This is a genomic window from Parabacteroides acidifaciens, from assembly GCF_003363715.1.
Lineage (GTDB): Bacteria > Bacteroidota > Bacteroidia > Bacteroidales > Tannerellaceae > Parabacteroides > Parabacteroides acidifaciens.
In genome coordinates this window covers 18,929-40,748 of record NZ_QREV01000045.1, presented here as the reverse complement: position 1 = coordinate 40,748, position 21,820 = coordinate 18,929, and the positions used below count along the sequence as shown (strand labels likewise).

The 21,820-nt window shown below is 43.3% G+C and carries 22 protein-coding genes and 2 pseudogenes; 13 read left to right on the top strand and 11 right to left on the bottom strand.

Features of this window, described 5'->3' with window-relative positions:
• Positions 1–313 precede the first annotated feature (313 nt).
• Both DWU89_RS15720 and DWU89_RS15715 read left to right on the top strand, forming a co-directional pair.
• Positions 314–805, top strand: coding sequence for an RNA polymerase sigma factor (locus tag DWU89_RS15720; protein ID WP_115500583.1), 492 nt, complete (start codon positions 314–316; stop codon positions 803–805).
• Between the two features lie 11 nt (positions 806–816).
• Positions 817–1,407, top strand: coding sequence for a hypothetical protein (locus tag DWU89_RS15715; RefSeq protein WP_115500582.1), 591 nt, complete (start codon positions 817–819; stop codon positions 1,405–1,407).
• Here the strand turns inward: DWU89_RS15715 and DWU89_RS15710 are convergent.
• Positions 1,404–1,679 carry a type II toxin-antitoxin system YafQ family toxin gene (locus DWU89_RS15710; protein ID WP_115500581.1) on the bottom strand — a complete coding sequence of 92 codons (276 nt, stop codon included), beginning with the start codon at positions 1,677–1,679 and terminating at the stop codon, positions 1,404–1,406. The two genes, DWU89_RS15715 and DWU89_RS15710, sit on opposite strands and share 4 nt — an antisense overlap.
• On the bottom strand, positions 1,676–1,873 hold the full coding sequence (locus tag DWU89_RS15705) for a hypothetical protein (RefSeq protein WP_115500580.1): 198 nt from the start codon (positions 1,871–1,873) through the stop codon (positions 1,676–1,678). Before DWU89_RS15705 ends, DWU89_RS15710 begins: the two co-directional genes overlap by 4 nt.
• Before the next feature lie 160 nt (positions 1,874–2,033).
• Here DWU89_RS15705 and DWU89_RS15700 point away from each other — a divergent pair, with 160 nt between their 5' ends.
• From DWU89_RS15700 to DWU89_RS15675, 6 genes are all read left to right on the top strand, one after another.
• Positions 2,034–4,223 carry an outer membrane beta-barrel family protein gene (locus DWU89_RS15700; RefSeq protein ID WP_115500579.1) on the top strand — a complete coding sequence of 730 codons (2,190 nt, stop codon included), beginning with the start codon at positions 2,034–2,036 and terminating at the stop codon, positions 4,221–4,223.
• Between the two features lie 18 nt (positions 4,224–4,241).
• Positions 4,242–5,264, top strand: a complete 1,023-nt coding sequence (locus tag DWU89_RS15695) for a sensor histidine kinase (RefSeq protein WP_115500578.1) — start codon at positions 4,242–4,244, stop codon at positions 5,262–5,264.
• Positions 5,261–5,959 (top strand): LytR/AlgR family response regulator transcription factor, encoded by a 699-nt coding sequence (locus tag DWU89_RS15690; protein ID WP_115500577.1) that lies wholly within the window; start codon positions 5,261–5,263, stop codon positions 5,957–5,959. The genes DWU89_RS15695 and DWU89_RS15690 overlap by 4 nt, the downstream gene beginning before the upstream one ends.
• A 121-nt stretch (positions 5,960–6,080) precedes the next feature.
• On the top strand, positions 6,081–6,572 hold the full coding sequence (locus DWU89_RS15685; protein ID WP_115500576.1) for a cupin domain-containing protein: 492 nt from the start codon (positions 6,081–6,083) through the stop codon (positions 6,570–6,572).
• A 230-nt stretch (positions 6,573–6,802) separates the two neighbouring features.
• The gene (locus DWU89_RS15680; RefSeq protein WP_115500575.1) at positions 6,803–7,543 is read left to right on the top strand and encodes a hypothetical protein; all 741 of its coding nucleotides are present in this window, start codon (positions 6,803–6,805) and stop codon (positions 7,541–7,543) included.
• Entirely contained in the window at positions 7,536–8,312 is a 777-nt protein-coding gene (locus DWU89_RS15675; protein ID WP_115500574.1) for a hypothetical protein, read from the top strand. The genes DWU89_RS15680 and DWU89_RS15675 overlap by 8 nt, the downstream gene beginning before the upstream one ends.
• A 45-nt stretch (positions 8,313–8,357) precedes the next feature.
• On the opposite strand, the gene DWU89_RS15670 is transcribed toward DWU89_RS15675, so the two are convergent.
• From DWU89_RS15670 to DWU89_RS15640, 9 genes and pseudogenes are all read right to left on the bottom strand, one after another.
• Positions 8,358–9,569 carry a hypothetical protein gene (locus tag DWU89_RS15670; RefSeq protein WP_115500573.1) on the bottom strand — a complete coding sequence of 404 codons (1,212 nt, stop codon included), beginning with the start codon at positions 9,567–9,569 and terminating at the stop codon, positions 8,358–8,360.
• Between the two features lie 52 nt (positions 9,570–9,621).
• Positions 9,622–11,538: a DUF349 domain-containing protein gene (locus DWU89_RS15665; protein WP_115500586.1), complete on the bottom strand. Its 1,917-nt coding sequence runs from the start codon at positions 11,536–11,538 to the stop codon at positions 9,622–9,624.
• 141 nt (positions 11,539–11,679) lie between these two features.
• Positions 11,680–11,922 (bottom strand): GNAT family N-acetyltransferase, encoded by a 243-nt coding sequence (locus tag DWU89_RS21300; protein WP_392391936.1) that lies wholly within the window; start codon positions 11,920–11,922, stop codon positions 11,680–11,682.
• 53 nt (positions 11,923–11,975) lie between these two features.
• Positions 11,976–12,140, bottom strand: a complete 165-nt coding sequence (locus DWU89_RS20815) for a hypothetical protein (protein ID WP_167451705.1) — start codon at positions 12,138–12,140, stop codon at positions 11,976–11,978.
• Positions 12,141–12,240: 100 nt separating this feature from the next.
• The gene (locus DWU89_RS15655) at positions 12,241–13,476 is read right to left on the bottom strand and encodes a sodium ion-translocating decarboxylase subunit beta (RefSeq protein ID WP_115500571.1); all 1,236 of its coding nucleotides are present in this window, start codon (positions 13,474–13,476) and stop codon (positions 12,241–12,243) included.
• Positions 13,476–13,844, bottom strand: a pseudogene (locus tag DWU89_RS21295) (acetyl-CoA carboxylase biotin carboxyl carrier protein); the annotation flags it as partial. The gene DWU89_RS15655 and the pseudogene DWU89_RS21295, both read right to left, overlap by 1 nt.
• A 24-nt stretch (positions 13,845–13,868) precedes the next feature.
• Positions 13,869–15,395: pseudogene (locus DWU89_RS15650) on the bottom strand (oxaloacetate decarboxylase); the annotation flags it as partial.
• A 23-nt stretch (positions 15,396–15,418) separates the two neighbouring features.
• Positions 15,419–15,700 (bottom strand): OadG family protein, encoded by a 282-nt coding sequence (locus DWU89_RS15645; protein ID WP_115500585.1) that lies wholly within the window; start codon positions 15,698–15,700, stop codon positions 15,419–15,421.
• A gap of 799 nt (positions 15,701–16,499) precedes the next feature.
• Positions 16,500–17,558 (bottom strand): response regulator transcription factor, encoded by a 1,059-nt coding sequence (locus tag DWU89_RS15640; protein ID WP_115500569.1) that lies wholly within the window; start codon positions 17,556–17,558, stop codon positions 16,500–16,502.
• A 224-nt stretch (positions 17,559–17,782) separates the two neighbouring features.
• On the opposite strand from DWU89_RS15640, the gene DWU89_RS15635 reads away from it, so the two are divergent.
• The 5 genes from DWU89_RS15635 (at position 17,783) to DWU89_RS15615 (ending at position 21,773) form a co-directional block, all read left to right on the top strand.
• Positions 17,783–18,013 carry an NVEALA domain-containing protein gene (locus tag DWU89_RS15635; protein ID WP_115500568.1) on the top strand — a complete coding sequence of 77 codons (231 nt, stop codon included), beginning with the start codon at positions 17,783–17,785 and terminating at the stop codon, positions 18,011–18,013.
• 9 nt (positions 18,014–18,022) lie between these two features.
• Entirely contained in the window at positions 18,023–19,075 is a 1,053-nt protein-coding gene (locus DWU89_RS15630) for a BF3164 family lipoprotein (protein WP_115500567.1), read from the top strand.
• Positions 19,076–19,082: 7 nt separating this feature from the next.
• On the top strand, positions 19,083–19,946 hold the full coding sequence (locus DWU89_RS15625; RefSeq protein WP_115500566.1) for a DUF1573 domain-containing protein: 864 nt from the start codon (positions 19,083–19,085) through the stop codon (positions 19,944–19,946).
• A gap of 225 nt (positions 19,947–20,171) precedes the next feature.
• A complete protein-coding gene (locus DWU89_RS21135) occupies positions 20,172–20,417 on the top strand; it encodes an NVEALA domain-containing protein (protein WP_244205930.1) in 246 nt (81 codons plus the stop codon).
• A 156-nt stretch (positions 20,418–20,573) separates the two neighbouring features.
• Positions 20,574–21,773 carry a 6-bladed beta-propeller gene (locus tag DWU89_RS15615; RefSeq protein WP_115500565.1) on the top strand — a complete coding sequence of 400 codons (1,200 nt, stop codon included), beginning with the start codon at positions 20,574–20,576 and terminating at the stop codon, positions 21,771–21,773.
• The last annotated feature ends 47 nt before the right edge of the window (positions 21,774–21,820 follow it).

Here is a 21,820-nt window from a genome sequence, read left to right as displayed (position 1 = left end):
TAGGTTTTAATCTTTGTTATGTAAATTGAGTTTAGTTATAATTGTTTAATCTGTAAACTGATTTCAGGAAAGGTCACCCCCTGCCACATAATCCTTGTCCGACCCGGGTCGGACAGTTGTTCGACGAAGGTCAGACAGCTGTTCGACGGGGGTGGGACAGCTGTTCGACCCGGGTCGAACAAGGTTTGGATGCCTGCTCTTCCCTAATTACATGGCTTTCGACGGAAAATATCTTCCTCATGGGCAGAAAAAAGACCGTCGTCGTGTAATATACTTCCCTATTGTGCGACTAATTAAATAAAACGATGAGAGAATGAAAGCTACCCGACAACAGGAAAAAGAGTTTATCGCACTTGTGGAGGAATACAAGCAGGTCATCTACAAAGTCTGTTATGTGTATGCATCCGATGCCGATCACCTGAACGATTTGTATCAGGAGGTGGTGATCAATCTGTGGAAAGCTTACCCTCGCTTCCGGGGCGAATGTAAGTCGTCCACCTGGGTGTATCGCATCGGCCTGAACACCTGCATCTCCTTTTTCCGCCAGTCGAAGCGGAAGCCGGAAGTCGTCCCGATCTCGGTCGATCTGGAAGCTTTTGCCGAAGATGAAGACAAAACGGCCCAGCTCCGTGAACTCTACCGGATGATCAATCGGCTCAGCCAGCTCGAACGCGCGCTTATCCTGCTCTGGCTCGAGGAACGAAGCTATCAGGAGATAGCGGACATCATGGGTATTTCCAAGAACAACGTGGCAGTCAAACTCAATCGTATCCGTGAGAAATTGAAAACAATGTCGAACAGTTAAACGTAATAAATATGGAACTGGAAGAATTAAAAGCGAGCTGGAGTGTCTTGAACGAACAGCTTGAAAAGAGTGAGATGCTGAACAAAAGGATTATCAAGGAGATGATAACCAACCGGACGCAATCGGCCTATGAACGGCTGTTCCGGTATGATATATGGGGACTTATATTGGTGCTTGTCTTTTGTCTTATGTTCCCGATACTGACTTTTACCGGGCAATTGGTGATGAGGCCACTTTCATTTGTGGTGTTGGAAGGATGTTTAGTTATAGGTTTTATTATGCAGGTCTTTTTCCTTTCTATTCATATAAGGTTTGATATGGAAAAGAAAAAAATTTGCGAGCTTGCCAGGCTGGAGTTCGTGTATAAATTGTGGATGAAAAGGAATCATGTGATTGGTACTGGAATAGCCATTGTCGGCATAATCGCTTTTTTGTTTATTGAACAGGATCGGCTTGTTGCAGGATGGGAGCTGCGAATGGTTGTGGCTCTCTTTGTTGCTGCTGTTATTGCCTATTTCCAGATCCGTTTTTACCAGAAGAATATCCGTGTTATCGAAAAAGGCCTGGAAGAGCTGAAGGAGTTCGAGGAGGAACCGGGTTAGTACAGGTCGGAATGGGTTCCGGTATCGGTCATAATCAGGATAAGTTCCGTATCATTTTGTTGCCATATCAGAAGCCAGTCGCCTTTGATATGGCATTCCCATAACCCTTCGTAGGTTCCGCTTAGTTTGTGCGGATGGTAATAATCCGGAAGAGTCCCGGTTGCTTGAAGGATATCGATGACTGCTTGTAATAAGTCCAGATTATATCCTCTCTTTTTACATGTCTTAAGGTCTTTCTTAAAACTATTGGCAAATTTTAGTTCGTATTTCATCCTAAAATTTGTTTGAACATGTCTTCTGCGTTTTTGGCCTTATGCACCCGTCCGGCTTTGATATCCTCTAATCCTTTTTCAATTCTGGATTTCTTTTTGCTGACACTCCAACCGAACTTTTTTGCCAGTTCTTTCAGTAAAGCCATGTCTACTTCCGGAATGGAAAGTTCTACTTTTTTGATTGCCGTATCCATATTGCTATTTAATTGACTGTTATTATCGAATACAAATGTAGCTAATTTCTTTGAATCAGCAAATTAAAGTCTATTAAACCGTTCGTCAACCAATCCGGACCGTTCGTCATAATAATTTGACGGGGAGCCTTTGGGAGTGTAGTTTTGAAATAAAAATGATATGAACAAAGGCTTTTTTATGGGGATATTCCTACTGGCGGGGTGCGCAGGCACGGGCGTTCTTGCCCAGACGGACACGATTGCGGATCAGAAGATCGAGGAAATTGTTATTACGGCGAAAGTGCCGGTCGTGACGATTAAGGCGGACAAGATGACGTACCATATCGAGTCGGCTGTGGCGCGCGGGCAGGGCAGCCTGTATGAAGTGTTGGAAATGCTTCCGGGCGTCATGATCAGCAATGACGGGAAGATTTACCTGAACGGACAAAGCGGCATTTCCGTCCTGATGGACGGGAAACAGACGTATCTTTCCGGACAGGAGCTGGTCACCCTGCTCAAGTCCACCCCGGCGGCAACAGCGGAAAAGATCGATCTGATCACGCACCCGTCCTCCCGTTACGACGCGAGCGGCAATGCCGGGCTGATCGATATCCGGACGAAGAAGATGCGGCTCCAGGGCATGAACCTGACGGCTAACGGCAGTTTCCGGCAGGGGAAGTATGGCGTCGGGAACGGAAGTCTGTCGATGAACAGGCGCGAGGGCTTATTCAACTTTTACCTGACTTATTCCTATTCGCAGGGGACGGATTGCAACGAGCTTCAGATAGACCGCCTCTTTACCGGCCTGCGGGAACCGGACAAGGTGGAGCTGTCCGTCCGGCAGGATTCCTACCGCAAATATCCTTATACCTCCCATTATTACCGGGCGGGGATTGATTTCTTTGCCTCCGCGCGTACCGTAGTCGGCGTGTACACGAACGGCAATCTGCATCAGAGCCGGATGCCGGGCGATATGTTTACTTATTTCAGCGCTCCTTCTTCTGCGTCGCCTGACTCCATGCTCCACACCTCGAATGTGGAGGACCGGAAAAAGAAGAACTTCACTGCCGGAGTCAACCTGACTCACCAGTTGGATACGGCGGGAAAGGTGGTGGATGCTTCCTTCGACTATCTCCATTTCGGCTATACGGATAACCTGGACTTGCATAGCTCTTCGCAAAATCGGCCCGGGCGGGTAGATTCCGTAAAGGGAGATGTCCCGGGCGCAATCAACCTCTATACCGGGCAAGTAAACCTGACCTTGCCTTTTGCCGGGAAATGGGAGTTGGAGGCAGGCGCTAAATTCTCTTTCATCTCGATCGACAACGAGGCGTCGTATGCGGATAACAAAGGAAACGGCTGGGTGCCGAACGAAGCCCTGAGCCAGCATTTCGTATATGATGAAAACATAAACGCCGGTTATATCCAGTGCGGTGCGACTTTCAAACCCTTTTATATCCGGGCCGGGCTGCGTGTGGAGAATACGCGCATAGACGGGCGCTTGACAGGCGGGGAGGCGCAGATAGACTCTTCTTTCACCAGCCGCTATACGAATCTCTTCCCTTCTTTGTTGCTCGAATATGCGTTCCGGCAAAACAAGCTGTCCCTCTTTTACGGCAGGCGGATCGTCCGTCCTAACTATGGAGATCTGAATCCTTTTGTCTATATCTTCGACGACTATACCTTTGAACAGGGAAACACGGCACTCAAGCCGATGAAATCGGACAACCTGGAACTGACTTTTATCTATAAGAACCTGTTCCGGGCCGGCTTTCTCTATTCCCGCACACATGATGTGATCGTGAAAAGCTTTTTCGAGAAAGACAACAGGCAGGTGTATGTCACGCCGATGAACCTGTCTACGGGAACCAGCCTCGGGCCGCGCCTTTATACCGGCAATCTTCCCCTGGCCTCTTTCTGGACGGTGAATGCGAACGTGGCCTGTGTCTATAACCACTATCGTTGGACGGATACAGCCGGCGAGCGGGTCAACAAGCGGGCGACCTTGATCGGCAGCCTTATGAACCAACTCGATTTCGGGAAAGGGTGGAGCATGGAACTGTCCGGCTCTTACAACGGCAAGATGGCGGCCGGGCAAGCCACGCTCAGTCCGATCTGGCAAGTTGACGGAGGCATCAGGAAGAAAGTCTTGAAGAATAACGGCACGATCCGCCTGTTCGCCCGCGACATTTTCCATTCCTACCGGGAGAAGATGATGCTGACGGTGCCGGGGCAGCAGGCTTTTACCAATGAACGGCAGGACAATACCCAGATCGGCATCTCCTTCACCTATCGTTTCAGTAAAGGCTACGAAGTGAAAGAATCCCGCCGGAAAAGTAGCGTAGATGAGAGTAAAAGAATAAATTTGTAGGAAATAACAAGAGCAGGCATGAAGATATTACCCCGTTTATATCCGTTGTTTTTAGGAATCGTGATGTTCAACTTCATCCGGTTGACGACCGACTTGGCGAAGAATGAAGCGTTTTGGGCTAATTCGATGCGGTTTCATCTGCAGGCGTTGGCGGTAACGGTCTTTATGTGTTATGTCTTTGATTATGAAAGCCGCTACTTCCTCGATAAGGTTAAGCCCCGGTTGAACCTGTCTCCGGCAGCCGAGTACTTCTTGACGTTCCTCAAGTTGTTTGTGATGGTTAACCTGCTTATATTTGTCGGTGATCATATCGGGCTTCTGCATTTGGGAAACACCTGGGTCGATTATGTTATAGCAGATGTGATTTATATCCCTCTTCTTTTCATGTATTACATCCTGCTTCGTAGCGGGAAGATGGAGAAAGAGCTGCAGAACCGGATCTTGCAGCTGGAAAAGATTAAGGTGGATCAGTTGGAGATGGAATTGAAGTTCCTGCGTTTCCAGTATCATCCGCATTTCCTGTTCAACGCTTTGAATACGGTTTATTTCCAGATCGACGAGAAGAACGAGGCTCCCCGACGGACGATCGAAATGCTGTCCGACCTGCTGCGTTACCAGCTCTACGGAGGAAGTCAGAAAGTCCCAGTGCAGAAAGAGATCGACTATCTGCGTACCTATATGAATATGCAGAAGCTGCGGATGAGTGAGCGGTTGAGGCTGGACGTCTCTTTCTCTCCTTCGCTCTGTGAACAGCCGGTTTATCCGCTTTTGTTTCTGCCTTTGGTGGAGAATGCCTTTAAGTATGTGGGCGGTGACTACCGGATCGATTGCCGTATGACGGATGAGGCAGGGAAAATCCTGTTTGAGATTACGAACAGTCTGCCTCCTCTTCCGCCTTCTCCGTCCGGGAAAAAGGGGATTGGGCTGGAAAACCTGAAACGGAGGTTGGAGCTTCTCTATCCTGAAAAGCACAGTCTCGTCATTAAGAAAGAACCGGAACAGTATTCCGTAAAACTCATGATAGAAATCGATGCCTTATGAATATAAATTGTGTGATAACAGATGATGAACCGGTTGCCCGGAAAGGCTTGCAGTCGTATGTGGAGAAGGTGGATTTCCTTACCCTGACAGGCGTATGCGAAGATGCGATCCAGTTGAACACTTTGTTGAAGGAGCAGCAGCCCGATTTGCTTTTCCTGGATATCGAGATGCCTTACCTGTCCGGCCTGGACCTGCTTTCCACGCTGGCGAATCCTCCGAAAGTGGTCATCACATCCGCTTATGAGCAGTATGCCCTGAAAGGATATGAACTGGATGTCACCGACTACCTGCTCAAACCGATCTCTTTCGAGCGTTTCCTGAAAGCGGTGAACAAGGTGCATGCCGCCTTGCAAAAGGAAGCTCCTGCCGCCGGCGATGATCCTTATCTCTTTGTGAAAAGTGATAAGCTGATGAAGAAAATCTATCTGAAAGAAATCCTGTTTGTTGAGGCAGTCGAGAACTATGTCTGTATTTATACCCCTGCGGGCAGGACGCTGGTGCATTCCACGATGAAGAACATCGCCGCTTCCCTTCCCGAAGACACGTTCCTGCAATCCCATAAATCCTACATTGTAAACATCGCCCGTATCGACCTGATAGAAGGAAACATGCTGCATATCTCCGGCCATAAGATTCCCGTCGCCCGCAACCTGCGCGAGGCGGTGATGAGGCGGGTGTTGAGGAATACGTTGTAATCTGAAGTTTACAATAGAAATAGCTTTTTATAGGTAACTCTTTTCTAAAATAAAAGCAGGGTTAATGTTGTTTGTCTGAAGAAAAAAGATATTTTTGTCAGATTATAAACTTGATCAGTAGATGGAAAAGATGAAGGATATGCAAGCTTCCTATTGGATTAAGCGATTAGGAATGACGCCTCATCCAGAAGGGGGATATTACAAGGAAGAGTATCGTCCAGAATATTGGAAGCCGATCGATGGTTTACCAATTGGGAAACGAGTGTTGACAACTATTTATTATTTGTTGGAAAAGGATGATTTCTCTGCTTTCCACCGGATAAAATCTCCTGAAAGCTGGTTTTTCCATAAAGGTGAACCTTTACTGATTTATTCTTTTGAAGAAGGAACACTGGTTTGTCGTGAGTTATCTGATCAGGAAAGTGGAACTTTGCAGGTTACTATAGAGCCTGGTATCTGGTTTGCCGCCCGACTAAAAGAGGCGCAAGGTTTTGCGTTAGTTAGTTGTGCTGTTGCACCTGGATTCGAATATCCAGATTTTGAATTGGCAGATGAGGATGTTTTATTATCTGAATATCCTGATCATAGGGAAATGATTCTTTCGTTAATTTAGAGTTTAATCACTCTCTCCTCATGTTTATCAAGTGTTTATTGCCCTAAATGTGTATCAAGAACATAGTTTAGTATTTCCTCTGTCCTTATTTATTTTAATACCTTTGACTGTCTTCTATTACTTAATGGCCAATATAGATCGGTTTTAAGAGTTGATTCATGTCGGTCTGATGATAGGTAGTGGTAATAGCAGGGGGATAATATTGGGATATACCCTAAATTTATGATGACATGGAACATTTAGAAAAGAAAGTTGATGAGCTTTCTACAACAAACGATATTGAATTGAAGTGTAAGATATTGCAGGAGATTAATCATCTGGTTTTGACCGAGTATATGATTAAATTAAAAGATGTATGTGTCTATCCTATTGAAATAGAGGTTTACTATTACGATGAGACAAGTTTCGTTGATGGCTATGTTCACAAAAATGAACTACAGAAAAATCGCTTTGGAAAACTCTATTTTCATCGTAAATCAAAAAATAAAGAAGGACGTTTTCTTCTTTATAGAGGTGGTGTTGATATTTGTTTATCTAATAGCGATAGTTTTTATCTGAGTATTCTAATTAGGGGAATAAGGATTAATAACTATTTAACAATTTGTAGTAAACCAAATGATGTTGCGCGTTATCTACTCGGGGATTTTTCAGATATCCAAACTCGTATATCTGAATTAGAAGAATTGATATGCTTAGTCCGTTCTGTCAATGATCCTCGACAAAATAATCTAATAATCAATACACAACGCTATGGATTGACTCCTAATAAATATCCGGATTTTTATAATTACAATCTTAGAACATTAACGGAATTTGGAGCTCGTTTCCCTTATAATGCTTATAAGGACAAAGAAAAGATTGTTATATCCTATTTTAAGCAAAGAAATAAAGCTGTAAAAGAAGAGGAAGTTATAGAATTATTAGGATATTCTTCTCAAAATGTACTAACACAAACTCAATATTATGAATAGTCAAATTATTAGCATGAAGCAGAATATGAAATATATAGTTATAATGTTGTTTTCAATGTATGTGTTTTGTCTAAATGCACAGGAGAGCCGTTCTTATTATTCTCTTATTGAAAATACCCTCAAATTTAGAAAAAAAGGACTTGATAAAGTTGTATATGATCCATCCTTTTTCTCTTCATCCAAAGAAGGGGAACTGGCAGAAATCAATAATTTGCTAAACTTGGATCTTATTAGATATTACAAATTATGGAATACATACGATACTGAACTGAAAGTAAAAGTATTTCTTGAGTCAGAGAAAGGGAAAGAGCTATACCAGAAAATGAAACAAGAGTATGATAAGCTAAAAAGTAGTACATGTTCTCTTATTTTTGATTTACCACGTTCATCTTCTTATGACTTAACGTCAAAATGCATCAAGTTAAGTTTCTCTGTATCGCAATACAGTTTTGGTAATATCGAGAATTATACAGAGTTTTATCAGTTATGTTTATCTTTACCCACATCGATAAAGACAGAAAAGCCTAAAAAGATATTTGGTGGTTCTGATTATTTTTATGTTAATACAATTTATATTCCTATTGATAGTGAGTCAAAAGCACTTGAAGTTGAAAATAACATCAAGAACTGTGCTATACTTGTTATTTTTAATAAACTCGATACAGTAAAGAAAAAAACAGCTTTGTTTACCGAAAGTTTCATTTTAGGGCGTAGCCTAAATGTTTACCTTATAAATACAAGGGATGGAAACATTTATACAAAACTTTGAAGTCTCCTTTTCAAGTTAGTCTACAAGTTAAAAACTTATTTCAGCTTAGAATATGAGCATATAGGCCCGGTATTTCGTCTCTTTCGTTACCGGGCAGAGGGGGACGTAGCCTTCTCTTATTTTGCCGTCTTTCATTTCGAGCGGGTAGGCTTTCTTCATGAAGCAGTGATGCTCGTAGGCTTCTCCCGGTTTGCTTTGGTATGTGATGTGCATATCGCCGCGTGCGTGTGGCGCCAGATATTTCTGGCTGATGCGCAAGGCGACCATACCCATTGTGTACCGCATGTTGACTTCTATGCAAGGATGTATGGCGAATGAATTGTCGGAAGCTTTGCGGTAAACCAGCATATCCACTCCCAGGTAGCCGGAATAGATCGAGCCGTATATCTGCCGGACTGCTTCGCGCACGACCTCTTTCAACCGTTGGAAGGTGTCGTCTCCGAAGTGCTCGATAAAGAAACTTTCCAAATGTGACTGCTCTCCCAATACATTACCGGAATAGGCTCCTTTCTTTTCTGCTCCGAATACGGAAAGGCCTTCGTAGCGTACATTCCCTTTTCCGTCCGAATGGAATTCCATGGCAAAGTCGAGGTGTTTGTCGAGTGCGCATTCGATGCTGACGCATCCCTGTTTGTTAAGCGCCCCCTCTATCCAAGTGCGGTCTTTAGCCGTTAGCTTGCGTTCCGGCAACCAGAGGAGTCCTCTGCCGGAGGAAGAATAAGGGGTTTTCAGGACAAAAGGAGCCCTTTGGAGAATCAGGTATTTTTCCACTTCCCTTATCTTCTTGCAGAATTTCGGTGCAACGGGGAAAGCCATCTCCGGCATCAGTTCCCGTATTTTGTCCAGACATTCGGCAGCGGTCTGACGGCCTGTCAACCAGGTATAATCATCTTTCCATTCGGGGATGGCAAGATCCAGGTTGCCATTTTGCTTGAGCTTGTTGAAGAGATGGAGGCTTTGAGGTGAAACGCCCCAGGGAGCTGCTTCCATTTGGGGCAGGTTGTTCCCTTTTCCTTCAAGCTCTTTCCGGGAGATAGGGGTTGCAAAGGGTTTGAGTTCTTTTGGTTGCAAAGAGAAGAAACGGGGAGAGATGAGTTCTTCCGTGAAAACAAAATCTTCCGGGTCTGCATACCAGACAGGAAGGTAGGCCAGCTCCCGAATCATTCTTTGTACGTTGGTCGGGGGAGTATAATTTTCAGAGCCTTGGAGTATGGCTGTTTCGTGTCCTGGGTTGAAATAGTGTAATTTAGATCTCATATGCAAAAGAAAAGCAACGAAGCCGTCCGGTTAACGGGCGGCTTCATATGTTTTATTCCAGATTCTCATCGATGGCATCAATCTTTTTGACGATAAGTGCCATCTCGTCTTTTAGTTTTTCAATCTTACGTTCCATCTCTTTTACCAATCCGCCGCCGCCTTTGGAGGAGATACTGAGGAATCCGATGTTGTTTTCGTAGGTCTGAAGTTCGTTCTTCATCCGTTCGAACATACGCATCAGTTTTTCCCGTTCGCCGTAAAGCTTTCCTTTTCCGCGTTCACCGCCGCTCATATCGCTCAGGTTGTTGCGGAATGTCTGCATCTTGCGGTCGTTCTGGTCGACTTTGAGGCGGTCGAATTGTTTGTCTACCGCTTCATGATATTCTTTGTATATCTTGTCTTTTTCCTTGAACGGGACATGGCCGATGGTGTTCCATTCCGCCATGAGTCCTTTTAAGGTGGCGAGAGCTTCATCATGGTCAGTCTCTTCTATTGCGTTGATCTTCTCGATCAGTGCTTTTTTAGCAGCCAGATTTGTCTGTTCTACGCTCTTTTGGGAAGAGACATTCTTGTTCTTTTGTTCAAAGAAATAATCGCAGGCCGAGATGAAGCGTTTCCAGATGGCGTCGGAATGTTTGCGGGCAACCGAACCGATCGTTTTCCATTCTTTCTGCAAGGCGATCATCTTTTCGGTAGTGCTCTTCCATTCAGTGCTGTCTTTCAATGCTTCCGCTTTTTCGCACAAGGCTTTTTTCAGTTCGAGATTCTTTTCCATCTCTTCCTTGATGCCTTTGTAGAACTCGCTTTTGCGGTTGAAATAGACATCGCAGGCAGCACGGAAGCGTTCGAATATCTTCACGTTGGATTTCTTCGGTGCGAAACCGATTGTTTTCCATTTTTCCTGCAGGGATATCACTTCTTTGTTCTTCTCTTCCCAGTCTTTGAATGATTTCAAAGCGGAGTAGTCGATGCCCTCTATTTGTTCGCAAATAGCTGTCTTTGCTTCCAGGTTCTCCTGCTCTTTAGCTTTCAGACCCTCGAAGTGTTCCTGATGGCGCTTGTTGATAATTGTGGAAGCGGCTTTGAAGCGGGCCCACAAGTCTTCGCGCAATTCTTTGGCAACCGGACCGATCTCGCGCCATTGTTGGTGCAGCTTCTGAAGCTGGTGGAAAGCGGATACGACATCCGGTTCTGTCTGCAGTTTCTCGACTGTTTCGCAGAGGGCGGTTTTCAATTCCAGATTCTTCTTGAAGTCGTAATCGCGGAACTGGTTGTTTATCTTAATGATGTCGTAGAACTTTTCACTGTATATCTGATAGTTCTTCCACAGTTCGCTGACATGCTCCTGCGGAACGGCTTTCACTTCTTTCCATCTCTGCTGGATGTCTTTGAAGTCGTTGTATAGCTTGTTGAAGTCTTCCTGGCTTTCTGTCAGGGCTTTCAGCTGGTCGATCAACTGGAGCTTCAAGGCGTAGTTGGCAGCCTTTACGCGTTCTTCTTCGGCAAGGATAGCGGCCCGTTTTTCTTTGTAAACAGCAAGCAGGTCTTTAATCTTGTTTTCTGTTTCATCTTCGGGAGCAACGAAATCTTTTTCTTCACCTCCGTTTTCCAGAAATGCTTTCTTCAATTCGTCCACTTCGCTCCGGTGGATTTTGTAGTAAGCCTGTTTGAGGGCTTCCACCTCGTTGCGGGTTGCATCGGCTGCCGCTGCAACCAATCCGGTCAATTTCTCCAGAATTTCTTCTTTCGATAATTTTCCCGCAGCCGTAGCCACATCATCGCCTGCCGCAGTTTCGTCAGTGCTGACTTCTGCTTCAGCAGATGTTTCTTCTGCTACAACTTCGGCTTCCGGTGTTTCATTCGTTACAACTTCTTCCGCCGTGTCTTCCGGTGCCGTCACCGGGGCTTTAGTTTCTTCCAATTTGCCGGTTTCTTCGGCAGGCAAATTAGTTTCGTGAGTGTCCATCATATTCAATCGCATTTAAGAATAAGGATAAATGTATCCTATATCAAGTCACAAATTAAAGTAAATATTTTTGGATTTCAGCATTTGAAAGCGATTTATTTGCGAGAAAATGTTAAAATAATAAATAAAAGGCTGAAAATCTTCCTATTCTTCTACAAGTTGTATCAGATCGAAATACATTAACCGGGTTTCTGAATCCTTATCTGCCTCGGATAGATATTTAAAACCGTTTCTTTCGTAGAATGGTGTTGCACTTCTGTAAGCATCAACAGTTATGTATTTGCAACCGGTACGGTTATCGTGGATGAATAGATTTTTAAGAAAATCAATGATATATACACCTAATCCCATTTTTTGATATTCACTGTTAATTGCTAATCTGCCAATTTTTACTGCCGGATAACTGCGGAAGATAGTTTGTTATATCCATAATTTAATGGCTAAATAGAAAAATCTGCTATTGATTTTAGGAGTTCATAATTCTTCTTTATGCGTTCACGTTCCTCTTTGGAGGCTCGTTTGTTACGTGTCTCTTCCATCTCCTTCATGAAGCGTTTGGCGTCTTCGCCGAACAGAATCGGGGTTTCTTTGATAGGTCTGGCCATAATCTTTACATTTTAATAGTTAATGATGAGACAAAGGTAAATAAAAAAACCTGTTATCCAATCGAATAACAGGTTTTAATTTATAAGGACGCTTATGGCTTTATCCTAAGAACGAGATCAGCACGCCGGCAGCAACGGCAGAACCGATTACGCCGGAGATGTTACTGGCCATGCAATATTGGAGAACATGGTTCTTGGGATCGTACTTCAGGGCGATTTCGTTGGCTACGCGCGATGCCATCGGCACAGCACTCAGTCCGGTCGCTCCGATCAGCGGATTGATCTTCTTCTTTGTAAAGAGGTTGAACAGCTTGACAAAGAAGATACCGCCTGCGATGGAGAGGGCAAATGCGAGGAAGCCGCCGATCACGATACCGATTGTCGTGAAGTTCAGGAAGGCTTCTGCTGTCATAGTCGCACCGACCGATAATCCCAGGAATATGGTTGCCGCATTCATAATGCTGTTTGAGGCAGCATCGAACAAGCGGAATGTGTTTGTCCCGATTTCCTTTACCAGGTTACCGAACATCAGCATACCGATCAAAGGCACTGCACTCGGTACGAACAACGCCACAACCGTAGTGACCACGATCGGGAAAATGATCTTCAGCACGCGCAGGTTCTTGATCTCCGTGGTAGACGGATATTTCTTTTCCTGCTCCTTCATGTTGATACACAATTCCTTTTTGGAGCAGAACAGTTTGACTACCAGTGGGATGATGACCGGAACCAATGCCATATAGGAATAGGCCGCAATTGCGATCGGTCCCAACAGGTGCGGAGCTAACTTGATTGTCGTAAAGATTGCCGTCGGTCCGTCAGCACCGCCGATAATACCTAATGCAGCCGCTTCTTTTGGGGTAAATCCCATCAGGATGGCAACCAGCAAAACGGTAAAGATACCCAATTGGGCAGCCGCTCCGAATATGGAAAGCCGCAGGTTACGCAACATCGGCCCGAAGTCCGTCAGCGCTCCCACACCCATAAAAATAATAGGCGGAAGGAACCCTGTCTTGATCAACATATAATAGATGAAGTTCATCAATCCCAGTTCGTGGGCGATGTCGTGAAGCGGCATTTCCCAGATGTTCTTCATCACTCCATGTATGTTGATCAAGCCATTCTCGTCTGCCTGTATCACACCCATATCGCCTCCGGGAAAGTTGGCGAGCAACACGCCGAATGCGATCGGTACGAGCAATAGCGGTTCATACTGCTTCTTGATACCTAAATAAAGCAGGATGAACGCAATGGCATACATGATCAGGAACTGCGGTTCAGCAATGATGTTGCTGAACGCAGTCATCTCATACAAATTTTGAAATATCTCGTTCATTATTGTATTGTCATTAATACGTCATCTTCCGAAACCGCGTCACCGGAAGCCAGGCAGATTGCAGTGACAGTACCGCCAAATTCAGCGCGTACGGCATTATACGTTTTCATCGCTTCCACATAACAAAGCACATCTCCTTCTTTCACTACATCCCCGACTTTTACAGGCGTGTCGGAAGCTCCTTTCACCAGGAAGAATTTACCTTCTAACGGCGAAAGCACTTCTTTTCCGGCTCCGGCAGGTGCAGCGGCAGGCGCTGGTGCGGTAGCGGGAGCAGCCGGTGTTTCCGGTGCAGAGGGTGCGCCTGCGGTATCTCCGAATGCGACAGTAACTTTGAATGCCTGTCCGTTTACATCGACAGTCATGACCTGAGGTGTGGTCGGCATTGCCATCGTTACGTTGGCTGGAGCTGCGGCAGGTGTTGCAGCCGGTGCTACGGGTTTGGCGGCACCTTGTTTCTCTGCTTTCTTCTTGGCGACATCCGCCTTGAATTCCACTTTTGCCTTGCCTGAACGATAAGCCTCATACTGGGCGGGATGCATGGCATATTCAAACAATTCTTCGTCGTCTTCACCTGTTTCCCATTGCTTTTCGTTCATTAGCTTGCGGTATTTGTCGAGTGAGTCAGGATAGTTGTCCTGCGGGTTGCCTTCAAAGAATTCGCGTCCTTCGGCTTTTGCCTTCTCGATGATTTCGGGAGCCAACGGTCCCGGCAGGCGTCCTGCCTTGCCTAAAATCATATCCCAGATGTCGTCGGCAATCATGCTCCAGCGGGCTTTGCCTTTTTCCATCTGCATCACGTTCATAAGGGCCAGGTTCTTGACATACTGGCTGAACGGTGTTACCAGAGGAGGATAACCGACACGCGGCCATACATAAGCCACTTCGTCGAACAGCTTGATCAGCAGCTGATCCTGGCTCATAAGCGGCTTGTTGTTCTTGATATTGTTTTTGTTGATCGTTTCCAGATTCTTTTCGAGGTCGGACATCAGGCTACCCATCATGCCGCCCGGCAATCCCGGACCGATCAGCAATGAGTTCATCAGACGGTTTTTGGGGCTGATATACAATCCTAAGAAGTCATCCATAAATTCCTGAATCAGGCTGCGAACCTTCATGTAGGCTTCCATATTGATCTCCGGTACTTTATAGCCGGCGTCTTTCAGCATTGCCTGGACAGTCAGCAGGTCTGCATGTCCTGTTCCCCATGAAAGTGGTTCCATGCCCACGTCGATGTAGTCGCAACCGGCATTACAAACTTCGAGGATGGAAGCCACGTTGAAACCGGGACCGGCATGGCTGTGGTACTGAACCGGAATTTCCGGATGCTTGGCCTTGATGTTAGCCACGATCTGTCCTAACGAGTGCGGCCGGCCGATGCCTGCCATATCCTTGATACAGATTTCGTCCGCTCCCAATTCGATCAGTTCCATCGCCATCTTGGTGTAGTATTCGACCGTATGGATCGGGGAGTGGGTGATACACAACGAGCACTGTGAGATCATTCCGGCTGCTTTCGCATATTTAATGGAGGGAGCAATGTTGCGGACGTCGTTCAATCCGCAGAAGGTACGGGCGATATCCGTCCCCTGTGCTTTCTTGACCTGATAGAACAACTGGCGCACGTCGTCGGGCACCGGGCTCATGCGCAATCCGTTCAGTGCACGGTCGAGCATATGTGTTTGTATACCGGCTTCATGGAATGGTTTCGTCCATTCGCGTACAGCCCTGTTAGGGTTTTCACCAAATAATAAATTAACCTGTTCAAATCCTCCGCCATTGGTCTCTACACGGGCGAAGCATCCCATTTCGATGATGGCAGGTGCTACCCGGGTTAGTTGGTCAACGGTGGGAACATATTTTCCGGCAGATTGCCACATGTCACGGAAGACCAAACTAAATTTGATTTCTCTCTTCATGATATTTTTATGTATAAATGCAATTATAATTTCTCGATTTTGACAACCTTACCCTGACCGCCTGTCACAACACTGACGGCCGATACGATAGCGGCAGTTGTCTGGTTTGTAATTCCGCCGGCCGGCGAAGCGGCTGCTGCCTGTCTTTGCGGCGTCACCTGTTTTTTTACAATGATCTCTTCGGGTGCATATTTGTTGACCAATACGATCAGCCCCTTCCCAAGATTGATAACGATTAGCAGAATGGCAAAAACGGTGGTCATCCCAACTACCATTAACAAAAGTCCAGTTTCCAAGTTTTCCATACTCATAAATTGATAGGGAGGCGTGCGGTTGGTGTGGCTGGCACAATCCTACCCAAGTTAAAAAATCTGGCACAAAATTAGTAAAATGTCTGAAACCTGCTTTATGCTCCGATATAAAAATACAAAATATAACGTTCCTTTTTTCTGAAAAAGTTATAATTTGTAATGAACTTTGGTTTTTATGTTATGAATGTATATGGTTAACTTGATAATTTGTTTATTTTGAAACCAACTCATCCTTTTATATGCATAGTTCTTCGATGGGTATGGAAATTGTTCCTGATTTTCGAGGGCTTATTGTATAAAACGTATTTTTTTGGTTCGAAAGGCCTCCGAAACAAAACAAATGTTAATCCGCTTTTTTGACCTCAAAAAGGGACTTTTCTCTCTTTTTTGAGCGTTTTCACCAATTGCGACCGTCCTCTTTGCCATTACGACCGTGCTAATGTGTAGTGTACTCGGCACCTCGCGAAGATTAGCACGGTCGTAATGGCGATTAGGACGGTCGTAATCGGAAAGAGGACCGTTTTCATGGCAAAAAAGCACCTGAATTTCCTTAGGATATTTGGAACGCCGTCCGTTTTATTTTCAAATATTCGATTCTCCGGGAGTTAAGGTTTATCACATTGCCGGCGTTTCCGCTTTTTGGTAATCAAATTGTACGCTTTCCGGAGCGACTTAGGCACCTCATTTTATCTATTGTCATCCGATCAGGTTAAAATCATAAAAAAAGTCAATCCCAAATCGATCAGAATTTCGGACGAAATAGAAAAACGGCTAAAAAGGGGGTTATTGTAATCTAATGCGATTCCTCGTCAAGCGTGGAAGTAGAAATGACCATTTGATAGCCCAAACCTCTGATTGCTTCTATCTGGATGATAGGTATTTGTTCCAAGTGTTTTCGTAAATGGCGAATCGCATTGGCTACAGCGTCACGATCTGCTTTAGATAATCCATATTTTGTCGATCGGGCCAATACTTCTATACATATTTTTTCATAGGTTAGTTTATGCTCTTCGACTTGTACAAAAAGGCAAAATAATCGTAGCGAGTTTTCTACCAGGCAGATATTTACTTCATTTTTGTAACATAAACCGCCATGTTCTTTATCAAAAAACAAATCCTCCGCCAATCCAACCCAGTTGATTGTCTTGCTCTGAATTAACAGATCAGGAGTTGGTAACCATTTTTCTTTTTCCTGTAATTCTTGTCGTTTTTGTAACAATTCCTGCTGTTTTAACTCGTGTTGTTGTTGCCGCTGCAACTCCTGCATTTTCTTACACCAGAAACGATAAGCTATAATAACGCCTCCTAACAACAAAAGTCCAAAACCCGAAATTCCCCACATTAAATAACCGTGTAGCCAAACCGTCCCGAAAGGGAACTTGATATAGGCTTGTAACATGATCATTCTATCAGGGTTCTCGTCTATTCGATAAACAAATTGTTCCAAAGGAAATGCCTCTTCATAAAAAGTGTCATTGGGAGAAGTTTTAATAACACGTCCTTCCCTTATACAATGAAGAGCCGTATTTGCTTGAATCTTATGTTCTAACAGTGTAGCACGGAAAAGGCTGTCTAACAATGTACGGGTTGAATCTTTATAAAAAAGAAAATCCTGATCACACCACTCTCCTTTTTCTGTTCCTGATATTTTGTTCGGTGAACTCATCGGATCGTAATCACCAAATCTCCGCCCTATTCTCAATGTTTTCTCTTTTTGTATTACCTCTGCAAATACCAAAGATGATTCTGAACATAATTTATTTAACTGCATATGGAAAGCACTCCATAGCCACCAACTGAATAAACAAGTCAGACTCACACAACTTAATATTATATAAATCTTTTGTTTCATGTCGTAAATCCTCCTGTTTCATCCTTGACTACGGGCTAAGTTTTCTGACAATTTGCTGACACGCATATTGTAGATCAAACAGTTACCAGCAATCCATCTCCAGCCTTTCTAAAAGCACTTGCCTAAGTCAATTTTATATATACTTTTGCATCAACCTCTTATTACTATTAAAGTGGTTTATGAGACAAATATAACAAAAACTAATTTAACAAAATGGAATAAACATGAAAAGAAAGATTATTCAATCAGGTATCGCTCTCCTCTGCTTACTGGGAGGTTTGTATTTTTACTCTACCCCGTCAGATAAAAACATATTGAATGATTTGGCGTTTGAAAATATTGAGGCTTTAGCCTCAGCAGAAGACGATTCTAATGAAAATTATTTGTGTTATGGTTGGGGTGACATAGAATGTCATGGTAGAAAAGTGGAAAGAAAATACAGTGGTTTTAGATAAAAATCAATAATGAAAAATTTCCTATACATATTACTTATAGGAATAATATTAATCTCCTGCAGTGGTTCACCCGATCCTCTTTACCCTCGGTATACAACTTTTCCTGATGAGAAAACAGTAGCCACGCAGGAGATTTCTATTGATTCTGCCTTTTTCCGTTATCCCTATCGGGTAGCGATAAAAGACAGTATCGCTGTTATTATGGATCTACATAATGATAATCATTACTTTTACTCTTTCACATACCCCGAATGGACCCCTATAGTATCCTTCGGTAAACGGGGAGAAGGTCCGGAAGAAATGCTTTCCGCCGAAATGTTCCAGTTTTGTTCGTCCGATTCCATCTGGGCGCTCGATGCGAATAGGATGCAGATCACACGATGGTCAATCTCTCCCTACGAAAAAACGGCATCCCGTGTGGAAGAAATAGACTTAGACAAAAGTCTGGTCCGTTCTTTAGACTTCTACCGTACAGATTCAGCCTTTCTGATCACAGACTACCTGGGCGATTTTCGTTATCACAAAGTCAGTCATAGAGGTAAACCGATCAAAAACATAGGTGAAATACCTACCGAAATCAGCTATAAACAAGATATTCATCCTGCCTTAGCACAGGCTTGGCGCAGTTTTACCGACTACAACCCTAAAAACGGGATATACGCAATAGCAACTCAACTGGGAGAAACCTTTGAAATATACAATCTAAAGACTCAAACCCATAACGTTATATACGGTCCTGCCGGAGAACCACAATTCATCGAAAAAGGAGGAGAAGGATTCCCGACCGGAATCAAAGGGTTCGTGGACATACAAGTCACAGACGATTATATTTATACCGTTTTCGATGGGATGTCTTGGAAAGAGCGAGATAAATTTTATGAACGTGGCATGGCAGCTCCTAAAGGAGGCCATTTCCTTTACGTGTTCGATTTGGAAGGAAATCCGGTTCGAAAATATACGCTCGATAAAAATATCTTAGGCATCCATATTAATGAAAAAACAAACACCGGAATTGCAACCTGCGCGGAAAGCAATAATCCGATCGTGACATTCAAACTATAATAAGAAAATGAAGCAACAACTACTCTACATATTATCTCTGTTATTTTTGTTAGCCGCTTGCCAGGAGAACAAGAAAGAGCAATTTGCCCGCTTGGTTCAGGAATGGCAAGGGAAAGAGATCGTCTTTCCGCAGGATATGCTTTTTACCCGTTTCGTCACAGATACGGTGGACTACACGATACAGGAAAGCGAATACAAAGTACTGATTTATGTCGATTCAACAGGTTGCACAAGTTGCAAACTGCAACTGCCTAAATGGAAAGAATTGATCGCCCATGTCGATTCGGCAACAAATGGCAATATTCCGTTCATTTTTGTTTTCCAGTCGAAAGACGACAAAGAGTTGCGATATATCCTGAAACGTGACAACTTCACCCGTCCAGTTTGCATTGACCGGGATAGCCGTTTGGACAAGCTGAACAGATTTCCACAAGAGATTACCTTCCAGACTTTCCTTCTTGATAAGGACAACAAGGTGAAAGTGATCGGTAATCCGGTGCATAATTTGGCTGTCAAGGATTTGTATCTGAAGCAGATTACCGGCATCCAAGATAAAGAGGTACTGCCAACGACAACCCTTGAACCGGAAAAGAGCGAATACGATTTTGGAACGGTTAAAGAAGGAACGATAAAAAAACAGATCGTTACGGTTCGAAACACCGGATCAAGCCTCTTTAAGTTGAAAGGTTTCACAACCTCTTGCGACTGCACTGAAGCGACTTGCGACTGGAAAGAATTACAACCGGGAGAAAGTGGAACGATTACGGTCAGCTACGAAGTGGAACAGCCGGGAGATTTTTACCGGACGGTGGACATTTATGGCAATATTCCGAAAGCACTGACATTGAGTTTTATCGGAACGGTCAACTAATAAATATCGGGAAAAGAAAGGAGTCTCTGCCCATAGACTTGCAACCTTCAGCAGAAACTCCCCGACTTTTCCTCATTCAATAACAAATAAAGAAGGAGGTAGCGCGCAAAAGTAGTAAATTTGAAGCAAACAAAAAAGGTTGGAAATCACCCAATCTCAGGAAATGATACTGGGCAAAGATCCAAAAACTAACAGAAATCTTAAATCCCTAAAAATAATACGAAAATGGGAAAGAGAATTATCGGTGTTATCGCTTTTGCTGCGATCGCCGCAGCTGCTGGCTGGAATTACCAGCAAAATAAACAAGAGGTTAAATTGTCTGATTTGGCATTGGAAAATGTTGAGGCCCTTGCCAGAGACGAAATAATTTGTACGAATTGCCAGGGATTTGTTATGAAGACAAGTGGCTCTTGTAAAATTTGCGAAAGAGGTTCCGGTACATGTAATATTCATGACCAAGAACCATGCTGATTATATAAGCTTTGTAAATCAGCAGTTGGGAAACTACTTATGCTATGGTCAATTTGTCTTTTAGAATCAGTAAACCAACTGCTGATTGTATCAGCTAAAGGAATTAATTAGCTTGAATTATATTAAAGTGTTTTTGTTTTATTAACAGAAAGTGAGATGAAATATATATTATATTTATACATAATGCTGTTTTTAATGGTAGGATGTCGCAGTGATAAAGAACAGATTACAGCTGATACAAAAATATCCATAGAGTTAAATAAATGGAAGCGAATAAAATTGTCTGAGTTTGTTGATTCCATAGAATTAATACCTTTGGAAACACGATCGAATAATTTGATAGGAGAAGTCAATAAAATTATATATCACGATAATAAATACTATATACACGCCACAACAGGATATCAAAATGGGAAATTATTTGTATTCAATAGTGTCGGGGATTTTTTGTATTCGATTGACAGAAGGGGACAGGGACCTGGAGAATATTATGATTTGGAGATTTTTTGTATATCCAATGAAAATGAAGTGAAATTGATGTCATATAGAAAAATAACAACAACAAGTATTGACGGTACTTTTTTGTACGATACAGAAGTTCCGTTAGGTTTACGTGAATGTTTGCTTCTACATGATGGCAATTTGATCGCAACCTCTCGTGAAACTCGTTTGGATGATCCCAACCTGCTTGTGTCAATGAGTGGTAAGGGAGAAGTATTGAAGACCTTTTTCCCGATCAAGGATAATTACAAAACAGTAAATGATACAAATCAAAACTTATCGAGCCTTTTCTTATACAAGGATACTGTTTGTGTAAACAATCCTTATGGACATTATATATACAAGTTGATTGATAATTCTCTTGTAGGAAAAATAGAAATAAATTATATGGGGAAAACAATACCGGAAGATTTTTTTGACAAAGATGACGATGTCGTAAAACAGGATAAAAAATTAGCCCGGTTAAAAGATTACGGATGCTTAAGGTCTTTTGGAATAGCTGACGATTATATATATTTGACTTCTACTGATAAAGAATTTAACGGATATTTTTCGCTCTATTCAAAAAATACCGGAAAAGTCGTTACTGCACAAGCGATAGAAGATGACTTGTTTTTTAAAGGCAATCTTTTGAAACTGAAATATAAAAATCTTCCACATAATATGGATGGCAATGAGATGCTTTGGGATTTAGATCCTTTTTATTTGATAGAAGGATATAATAATTATATATCGACTTTGTCGGAGTCTGAATTTTATGAATTTAAAAACAAATATCCTCAGTTATATAAAATGTGTTCAAATTTGAAAGAAGATGATAACCCAGTAATTTTACGAATTAAAATCAAGATTTAGGAAACATGAATACGAAGATCGTTAAAAGTATAGTTTATGTTTTTGAG